Source organism: Povalibacter sp., from assembly GCF_036520495.1.
In the GTDB taxonomy this organism is placed as follows: Bacteria; Pseudomonadota; Gammaproteobacteria; order Steroidobacterales; family Steroidobacteraceae; genus Steroidobacter.
Genome location: NZ_DATDJO010000025.1, coordinates 1 through 9192 on the forward strand (window position 1 = coordinate 1; position 9192 = coordinate 9192).

The following is a 9192-nucleotide window of genomic DNA, read 5'->3' on the forward strand; positions in this document are numbered from 1 at the left end:
AGACCTTCACGCGTCTGGATGCAGTCGGCAATCCTCTCACCATCCAACCGCGGAATTTCATCTGCGGGTACGTGCCGCAGAGAGGCGAGCCTGGCGCCCCGGTGATCTCGCGGGAGACCAGCCTCTTTCCGGCCATCATGTACAGGGACCGTAACGGCACGTCCCCGAGCGGGCCGCTGCTGGGTCCGCAGCCCTACGTGCTCATCAACGAGCTGCTCGTCAAAGCGGATGAGTTCATCGGCGTGAACGTGCCCGACCTGGATGGCTTCGGCATGAAGCGCGATCAGATCCGCCTCTCGCTCAACACCGACTACGAGCTGCCCAGCGGCTACTCGGCCAGCGTTCTGGCCGGCTGGAATGACACGCGCATGAACACGATGGGCGACCACGATTTCAGCGACACGCAGAGCTGGTACTCCGCGGACCCGAAGTTCGGCCGCGATTGGAGCATCGAAGCGCGCATCAGCTCGCCACAGCACCGGCGCCTGCGCGGCATGATCGGCGCCACCTATTACGATCAGGAATTCATCACCTCTGGATCCGGCGGCCTCACCGTTAGCGCGTGCTCCAATACGTCCTGCCTGGCCGGGCCCCTGGTCACGACCACTCCAGCGAGCAACGGTAACGTTGCCGAGGTGATGGGCGTGTTCGGTTCCGTGTCGTTCGATATCCTCAGAAACCTGACACTGGACATCGAGGGTCGCTACGCCGAAGACAAACGCTCGGTGATCCAGACGGGCGCGTCATTCTCGAGCACCTTCAAGCAGACCACACCGCGAGTCATCCTCACCTACAAACCCGCGGACGAAACGACGCTGTACGCACAGGTGTCACGCGGCGCGTTGCCCGGTGTCACGAATGGCCTCGTATCGACCTGTAGCGACCAGACCTTCACGGTTCCTTACGCCAATCCATTGACCGGGCAACTCTCGACAGCGTCGGAGTGCGAGCAGATCAGCGCGCAGCTCACCGCGGATCAATACAAGGGTGCCACCGATTCGCAGGAACTCGATGCTTACGAAATCGGCTGGAAACAAACCCTGTTCGACCGCCGCCTCTCGTTCAATGTGAACGCCTGGTACTACGAGTGGAAGAATCGGCCTTATGGACTTTCTGTACGTTGGGTACGTGATTCGGAAGACCCGGCGCTGCGCGACGGTATTCCAAACGCCTTTGCCAACGGGCTCGGCGTGAGCGTGGCTGGTGGTCAAAAACTGTGGGGCTCCGAACTGGAGACCGCGTTAGCCATCACTGATCGCTGGGAAGCACAGTTGAGCGCCGCGTGGACTGACAATGAGTTTGGCAGTTTCTTCGACCGAAACCTGCAGACGCAATTTGGATTCATCAACCTGAGCGGTCTCAAGGCAGCGCGTACCCCGAAGTGGCAGGGAAATTTGTCCACCACGTACAGGGCGCCGCTGCGGCAGACAGACTGGACATGGTACATGCGCGGCGATGCGGCCTACTCCGGGGAGTACTGGGCGGACGGCGCCAACCTGGCCCGAGCGCAGGACTACGTGCTCGTGAATGGGCGCATCGGCGTTCAGCGTGACGACCTGCGTCTCGAGTTGTTCGTGCGAAATCTCTTGCAGGAAGACGCATGGGCGACTGTCGACGAAAAGTCAGACTTTACCGTGCAGGGCATCGTCGGCGGCTGGCCGCGGGGCATCGCCGTGGTTCCTCAGGAGAAGCGGACGTTCGGTCTGCGCGCAGTCATCAACTTCTGAAATAAAAAACTTGGAGCTCTCCATGGCCAAACAGGATTCGGCTCGCCCTACGTACACGAGTACGGCGATAAAAGCCGATGTCGATAAGGCAGTGTTTCTTGGCAACGTCGTCCTCGACAACATGATGAGCGTGTTGATTGCGGTGGGCACGGAAGTGTGGTCGGTGCGCAGACGGATGATGGTGCTGGAGAAGCTGCTGGAGCAGAAGGGAGTGACCGCCGACATGATCGAGGCGTACATGCCTTCAGCAGAAGACGCCAAGCAGTGGCAGGAGGACCGCGACGCCTTCGTGCGACGCACCTTCAGTGCGCTAGCCAACGAGGGCGGGTTGTCGTTCGACGCCAAGCGTCCCGACTAACTAATAGGTTTTGGAGGATATTCACATGTTCAATCGCCGCACACTCCTAGGTGTCAGCGCAGCGACCGTCGCGGCCGCCTCACTGTTGCCCGGAGCAAAGGTATACGCGCGAGGCAAGGCAGGATCGTTTCCGGGAGATATCGAACCTCGTGGGACAGTCGGCCGCGTCGAACGTCTACCTCGCCTGGACCTTGAGAGTCAGCAGGATTTCCTCACCGGGTTACGCGGCTGGGTCAACAAGGATCTGGTCAAAGTCTGCCGGGATCGCACGACGCGCATCCTGGAAAAGAACGGTCTGGACCCGAAAGCCGACATCAGTCTTGAGCGGGCGCTGGAGCTGCTGAAGGACGATCCGATTCTTGGCACGCGCTGGCGCGCGTGGATCAGTCTGCAGCAAGCCACCTGGCGGCAACTGCTGGATGAGTTTCATGGCAACTACGATCGCTACATGTCGGAGATGGAGGCCGCCGACAAGGCAGGACCCGGGACGCTTGAGCTGAATCCTGGAATGAAGTTGCCGGACTATACACGTCACGAAATTCATCTTCAGCCAGGCGGTTATGTAGGCGATCCGTTCGCCGGTCACGTGTACCACTACGGAACCAACAATTTCTTCGCCGACCGCAACAATCAGGATGAGCTGCACATCGAGCAGGCGCGCGCGATTCCGCCACCGCCTGCGGATGGCAAGGTTCGCCGCATTCTCGACATGGGCTGCAGCTGCGGCCAGATGACGGTGGCATTGAAGGAACGTTTTCCCGATGCAGAAGTGTGGGGAATCGACGTTGGCGGACCGATGGTTCGTTACGCGCACATGCGCGCCGTCGATCTAGGCGTGGACGTCAACTTTGCTCAGCGCCTCGCAGAAGACACCAAATTCCCGGACGGTCACTTCGACATCGTGACGTCGTTCATTCTGCATCATGAAGTCAGCACCGAGGCATCGAAGCAGATCATCAGGGAGGCGCATCGCGTGCTTCGGCGGGGCGGCGTGTTCTATCCCATTGACTTCTTCACGCACGGTGAGCTGAGTCACCCCAAGCGTGCGTTCGAACTGGCGCATTGGTGGTGGGCGCACCGATGGAATCACGAAGTGTTGTATTACGACTATGCCAACGTCGATTACCTCGGCGAGATGAGTAAAGCCGGATTTATCGTTGATCAGAATGGACCGCCCTCCCGATCGGACTACAAAGTCAACCTGATGGGTGTGAAACCTGTCTGAGAACAACGCGAGACACCTGTGACCAATGAAGTGTCGGGCGCAAGCGCCTCACGCTCAGGTGTCGCAGTCATCAACTTCTAAAATAAGTACTTGGAGCTCTCCATGGCTAAACAGGATTCGGCTCGCCCCACGTACACGAGTGCGGCGATAAAGGCCGACACCGATAAGGTGGTGTTTCTCGGCAACGTCGTCCTCGACAACATGATGAGCGTGTTGGTTGCGCTGGGTACGGAAGTATGGGCGGCACGTAGACGGATGATGGTGTTAGAGAAGCTGCTGGAGCAGAAGGGAGTGACCAACGACATGATCGAGGAGTACATGCCCTCGGCCGCGGACGCCAAGCAGTGGCAGGAGGAGCGTGACGCCTTCGTACGACGCACCTTCAGTGCGCTAGCCAACGAGGGTGGGTTGTCGTTCGACGCCAAGCGTCCCGACTAACTAATAGGTTCTGGAGGATATTCACATGTTCAATCGCCGCACACTCCTGAGTGCCAGCGCAGCGACCGTTGCGGCCGCCGCATTGTTGCCCGGAGCAAAGGTATACGCGCGAGGCAAGGCAGGATCGTTTCCAGGGGATATCGAACCTCGTGGGACCGTCGGTCGCGTCGAACGCCTACCTCGCCTGGACCTTGAGAGTCAGCAGGATTTCCTCACCGGGCTACGCGGCTGGGTCAACAAGGATCTGACCAAAGTCTGCCAGGATCGCACAGCACGCATCCTGGAAAAGAACGGCCTGGACCCGAAGGCCGACATCAGTCTTGAGCGTGCGCTGGAGTTGTTGAAGGACGATCCGATTCTTGGCACGCGCTGGCGCACGTGGATCAGTCTGCAGCAAGCCACCTGGCGGCAACTGCTGGATGAGTTTCATGGCAACTACGATCGCTACATGTCAGAGATGGAGGCCGCCGACAAGGCAGGCCCTGGGACGCTTGAGCTGAACCCTGGAATGAAGTTGCCGGACTATACACGTCACGAAATTCATCTTCAGCCAGGCGGATATGTGGGCGATCCATTCGCCGGTCACGTGTATCACTACGGGACCAACAATTTCTTCGCCGATCGCAACAATCAGGATGAGCTGCACATCGAGCAGGCACGCGCGATTCCGCCGCCGCCCGCGGATGGCAAGGTTCGCCGCATTCTCGACATGGGCTGCAGCTGCGGCCAGATGACGGTGGCGTTGAAGGAGCGTTTTCCCGATGCGGAGGTGTGGGGAATCGACGTTGGCGGACCGATGGTTCGTTATGCGCACATGCGCGCCGTCGATCTAGGGGTGGACGTCAACTTTGCGCAGCGCCTCGCGGAAGACACCAAATTCCCGGACGGTCACTTCGACATCGTGACGTCGTTCATTCTGCATCATGAAGTCAGCACCGAGGCGTCGAAGAAGATCATCAGGGAGGCGCACCGCGTGCTTCGGCCGGGCGGCGTGTTCTATCCCATCGACTTCTTCACGCACGGTGAGCTGGCTCACCCCAAGCAAGCATTCGAGCGCGTGCGCTATTGGTGGACGCACCGGTGGAATCACGAGGTGTGGTACTACGACTATGTCAACGTCGATTACCTCGGTGAGATGAGTAAAGCCGGATTTATCGTCGATCAGAATGGACCGCCCGCCCGATCAGTCTACAAAGTCAACTTGATGGGGGTGAAGCGTGTCTGAGCGGCGTATCGAACTGGCCACGAGCGATGAGATGCCTGCCGCACAAGGTGTTTGGGGCGTGTCCCGGCGACAGTTCGTAGCGGGGGCCACTGCAGTGCTGGGCGCAAGCGCCTTGCGGTCAGGCGCCGCTCTGGCTGCCGAGCAATGGGATGTCATCGTGATTGGCGGGGGGAGCGCCGGATTGCCCACCGCATTGTTCGCCGCCGAGCGCGGCGCACGCGTGTTGCTCATCGAGCGCTCGCATCGGCTTGGGGGAACGCTCGATCGTGCGCGCGGACAGATGGCCGCTGCCGGAACGAAGCTGCAGGCGCGCAAGGACATTCGCGACTCCCCGGAGCAGCACTTCGAGGACATCATGCGGATCAGCCGCGGTACGGTTGATCAGGATCTCACACGCGTGTTCGTGAAACATGCGGCATCGACCATCGATTGGTTGATGGACAACGGCTTCGAGTGTCATGACGACCACCCGGTGTTGGGAGACGGGCATGAACACTTCAGCACCCCGCGGTATCTGTGGGGAAAGGAGGGATCCATCTCCATCCTGAAGGCGCTGCTGCCGAAGGTCGAGGCGCAGGTTCGTGGCGGCCGACTGTCGGTTCTCTACCGCACCGATGCGGTCGAACTGATGCAGGATCGCGCCGCAGCTGTCACCGGCGTAGTCGCGCGGGATGCCGCGGGCGTCAAGTACGACTTTCTTGCCCGAAACGTTGTGTTGACCACGGGCGGATGTGGCGGAAACCCGCAGCTATATGAAAAGCTGCATGGCGTTCCCTTATATCTGCGGCGTGCGTATCCGTTCAATGTCGGAGGCGGTATCGAGCTGGGTCTCGCGGCCGGGGGCTACGTGCGAGGTGGGGACAAGTACCTCGGCAACTTCGGGGCCGTGTTGACGGACTTCGCGTTCCCGTCACCGCCCCTCGCGGCGGCGATCCTGCATCCCCGCGATCGACAGCCGTGGGAGATCTACGTGAACGCGCACGGGGAGCGCTTCGTTCGAGAGGATCACGAGAGCGTCGATCATCGCGAGCATGCCCTCCTGAGTCAGCCGGGGCAGCGCTATTGGGCAATTTTCGATCAGGAGACTCTCGCGGCTGCGCCACCCTTCATTCGCGGATGGTCCAGGACCGAGATGGAGGAAGCGACGCTTCGCCATCACTATTTCACACGTGCGGACTCGCTCACTGCTCTGGCGCGCAAATCCGGTTTCGACGAGAAGCGCATCGTCGCGACGGTGGAGCGCTACAACCGGGTCCAGGCGGCAGGTATAGATGCGGAGTTTGGCCGTAGACATATGCCGAGGCCGATCGTGAAACCTCCGTTCCACGCGGTCCGGATGCAGGGCGCATCGATTCTGACATTTGCAGGACTCGGCATCGATACTCAGTTCCGTGTCACCCGCGCCGATGGTTCCGTCATTCCTAATCTCTACGCAGCCGGCGAGGTGATCGGGGCGGGGGCGACGAGTGGCAATTCCGTCGTGGGCGGCATGCTCATCACTCCGGCGCTGACGTTCGGGCGCCTCATCGGACAGAACCTGAGATTCGTATGATTAATAAGACGCTTTTCGCCTGGCTTGTGGCAATCGTGTTGGTCGCTCCGACTGTCGGCACTCCCGCGATAGCCTCCGAGTCTCCGCATGTCATATTGAAGCGCGGCTATGTGGACGGGCCCTATGGTCAGATCCACTATCGGCAGGCCGGCCCGGCCGATCCACAGGTTCTCCGTAAGAGCGGCAAGCGTCCGCTGGTGCTGTTTCATCAGAATCCGCGCTCGTCTTATGAGTACGAGCCGCTGATGTCCCATCTCGCGCAGGACCGGATCTGCATTGCCTTCGATACGCCAGGCTACGGACAATCTGCGTCACCTCCGCAGCCGCCGGGCATGCCTGCGTACGCCGCAGCCATGGCGCAGGCCATGGACCAACTCGGTCTTGGCGTTAAGGGCAAATCTGGCGCGGTGGATGTGTTCGGGTTCCATACCGGAGCGTTTATTGCTCTGGAGCTTGCGGTGCAGCGCCCTGATCTCGTCGGGCGACTGGCATTGGCGGGCGTGCCGTACACGATGGGCGAGGAGCGGAAATACTATTACAACCGCGCCGTCGCGAATCGTCCCGTCAAACATGAGTCCGGAAGCTACATTCTGGATCGCTACTACCTGTTCGTCTCGCATCGACCGGAGGGACTCGACAAGGAGCGTGGGCGGCGTCTGCTCCTCGAATACCTCATCTCAGGGGATAATTCGTGGTGGGCATATGACGGCGTTTTCACCTACCCGGCCGAGCAGCGTTTGCCGTTGGTTAAGCAACCCACACTGCTGCTGGCGGTGAATGACGTTCTTTACCAAAACACCAAGAGCGCAAAGTCGGTGCTGCCGAACTCGCGGCTGGTTGATATGGAGGAGATCAAAGGCTACGCCCTGCTCATGACACACCCTGGGGAGATTGCGGCGCAAATACGGCTGTTTCTGGATGAAGGGTAGCCTCCGCCCGCTTAAAACTGGACGATGGCGCGCCAACCGAACGTCTGCTTCTCCTGGGGGACCACGGCGATGCCACGTGGCCAGCCGCCGATGATGCCCTGCACGGTAAAGTCCGTCTTGTCGTCGACCGTTTGCCATCTCTCCTGTTGGAGAAGGTTGCGCACGAAGAGCTCGACGCGTGTTCTGTGTCTTCGTATGCCCAGGCGTGCATTGACGAGTGTGTAGTCCCGAGCGCGGGCGAGATTGGCCGCATCGGCCCAGTACTCGCCCGTGTAAGCCAGGTCCGCGCGGGCATACCACTCCCAGTTCGTGCGGGCGAGCGGCGACTGATAAGCGCTGACAAGGGCGCCTTGCCAGTTCGGGTTGCGAGGCACCTGTAGGCCACGCAGGTTGGTGAATCCGAACTGCGCCTGAAGAATACGATCGTAGTAGGTCGTGAAGGCGTTGTCGGACCAGCTCGCATTGACTTGCAGATTCCAGCGCGGCGTCACTGCCAGAGCGGATTCAAACTCTGAGCCCCAGAGACGCTGGCCGCCTGCTGCGGTAACGCCCAGGGAGTTGGTGAACTCATTGGGCATGCCATCGCGATTGGCGGGGTCGTCCGCATCGCGCACCCACGATATCGACAAATTATAAGGCCGATTCTTCCACTCGTAGTACCAGGCGTTCACATTGAACGAGAGGCGGCGGTCGAACAGGGTTTGTTTCCAACCGATTTCGTAGGCGTCGAGTTCCTGCGAGTCGGTGGCACCCTTGTATTGATCCGCGGTGAGCTGCGCGCTGATCTGGGCGCACTCCGACGCTGTCGAGAGTTGCCCGGTCAATGGATTGGTATAAGGAACCGTGAACGCCTGGTCGCTGCAGGTCGATACGAGGCCATTCGTGACACCGGGCAGCGCGCCGCGCGACACCTGCGCATACAGCGTCGTTTCGTCCGCGGGTTTGTAGGTGAGGATGACTCGCGGTGTGGTCTGCTTGAAGGTGCTCGAGAATGACGCACCCGTCTGGATCACCGAGCGTTTGTCTTCGGCGTAGCCGCCCTCGATGTCCAGTGTCAGGTTGTTGAGGATATCGAACGACACCGAACCGAACACACCCATCACCTCGGCGACGTTGCCGTTGTTTGGCGGCGTGCTCGTGACCAAGGGGCCGGCCAGGCAGGACGTATTGGAGCACGCGCTAACGGTGAGGCCGCCGGATCCAGAGGTGACGAATTCCTGATCGTAATAGGTGGCGCCGATCATGCCGCGCAGGCGCCGGTTCTGTGGCGAGCTGATGCGCGCTTCGACGCTCCAATCGCGACCGAACTTCGGGTCCGAGGAGTACCAGCTCTGTGTGTCACTGAAGTCGTGGTCGCCCATCGTGTTCATGCGCGTGTCATTCCAGCCGGCCAGAACGCTTGCTGAGTAGCCGCTGGCCAGCTCGTAGTCGGTGTTGAGCGAGAGGCGGATCTGATCGCGCTTCATGCCGAAGCCATCCAGGTCAGGCACATCCACGCCGATGAACTCATCCGCTTTGACGAGCAGCTCGTTGATGAGCACGTAGGGCTGCGGACCCAGCAGCGGCCCGCTCGGGGACGTGCCGTTACGATCCCTGAACATGATGGCCGGAAAGAGGCTGGTCTCCCGCGAGATCACCGGGGCGCCAGGCTCGCCTCTCTGCGGCACGTACCCGCAGATGAAATTCCGCGGTTGGATGGTGAGAGGATTGCCGACTGCATCCAGACGCGTGAAGGTCT

At 60.4% G+C, this 9192-nt stretch carries 8 protein-coding genes; 7 read left to right on the forward strand and 1 reads right to left on the reverse strand.

Annotated elements, in window-relative coordinates:
* The 7 genes from VIZ63_RS08925 to VIZ63_RS08955 all read left to right on the forward strand — a co-directional run.
* Positions 1-1727, forward strand: a 1727-nt coding sequence (locus VIZ63_RS08925) for a TonB-dependent receptor (RefSeq protein ID WP_331609217.1), incomplete at its 5' end; no start/stop codon positions are given.
* Positions 1728-1749: 22 nt separating this feature from the next.
* Positions 1750-2085, forward strand: coding sequence for a hypothetical protein (locus VIZ63_RS08930; protein WP_331609218.1), 336 nt, complete (start codon positions 1750-1752; stop codon positions 2083-2085).
* A 25-nt stretch (positions 2086-2110) separates the two neighbouring features.
* The gene (locus VIZ63_RS08935) at positions 2111-3310 is read left to right on the forward strand and encodes a class I SAM-dependent methyltransferase (RefSeq protein ID WP_331609219.1); all 1200 of its coding nucleotides are present in this window, start codon (positions 2111-2113) and stop codon (positions 3308-3310) included.
* 102 nt (positions 3311-3412) lie between these two features.
* Entirely contained in the window at positions 3413-3748 is a 336-nt protein-coding gene (locus tag VIZ63_RS08940; protein WP_331609220.1) for a hypothetical protein, read from the forward strand.
* A gap of 25 nt (positions 3749-3773) precedes the next feature.
* The gene (locus VIZ63_RS08945; RefSeq protein WP_331609221.1) at positions 3774-4973 is read left to right on the forward strand and encodes a class I SAM-dependent methyltransferase; all 1200 of its coding nucleotides are present in this window, start codon (positions 3774-3776) and stop codon (positions 4971-4973) included.
* Positions 4966-6525, forward strand: a complete 1560-nt coding sequence (locus tag VIZ63_RS08950; protein WP_331609222.1) for an FAD-dependent oxidoreductase — start codon at positions 4966-4968, stop codon at positions 6523-6525. Before VIZ63_RS08945 ends, VIZ63_RS08950 begins: the two co-directional genes overlap by 8 nt.
* Positions 6522-7454: an alpha/beta hydrolase gene (locus VIZ63_RS08955; RefSeq protein WP_331609223.1), complete on the forward strand. Its 933-nt coding sequence runs from the start codon at positions 6522-6524 to the stop codon at positions 7452-7454. Before VIZ63_RS08950 ends, VIZ63_RS08955 begins: the two co-directional genes overlap by 4 nt.
* 11 nt (positions 7455-7465) lie before the next feature.
* On the opposite strand, the gene VIZ63_RS08960 is transcribed toward VIZ63_RS08955, so the two are convergent.
* A partial coding sequence (locus tag VIZ63_RS08960; protein WP_331609224.1) for a TonB-dependent receptor occupies positions 7466-9192 on the reverse strand: 1727 nt, incomplete at its 5' end.

What these genes read in the sequence shown, in the direction of transcription:
- VIZ63_RS08930 (WP_331609218.1), top strand. Translation starts at nt 1,750, where the DNA reads ATGGCCAAACAGGATTCGGCTCGCCCTACGTACACGAGTACGGCGATA.
- VIZ63_RS08935 (WP_331609219.1), top strand. Translation starts at nt 2,111, where the DNA reads ATGTTCAATCGCCGCACACTCCTAGGTGTCAGCGCAGCGACCGTCGCG.
- VIZ63_RS08940 (WP_331609220.1), top strand. Translation starts at nt 3,413, where the DNA reads ATGGCTAAACAGGATTCGGCTCGCCCCACGTACACGAGTGCGGCGATA.
- VIZ63_RS08945 (WP_331609221.1), top strand. Translation starts at nt 3,774, where the DNA reads ATGTTCAATCGCCGCACACTCCTGAGTGCCAGCGCAGCGACCGTTGCG.
- VIZ63_RS08955 (WP_331609223.1), top strand. Translation starts at nt 6,522, where the DNA reads ATGATTAATAAGACGCTTTTCGCCTGGCTTGTGGCAATCGTGTTGGTC.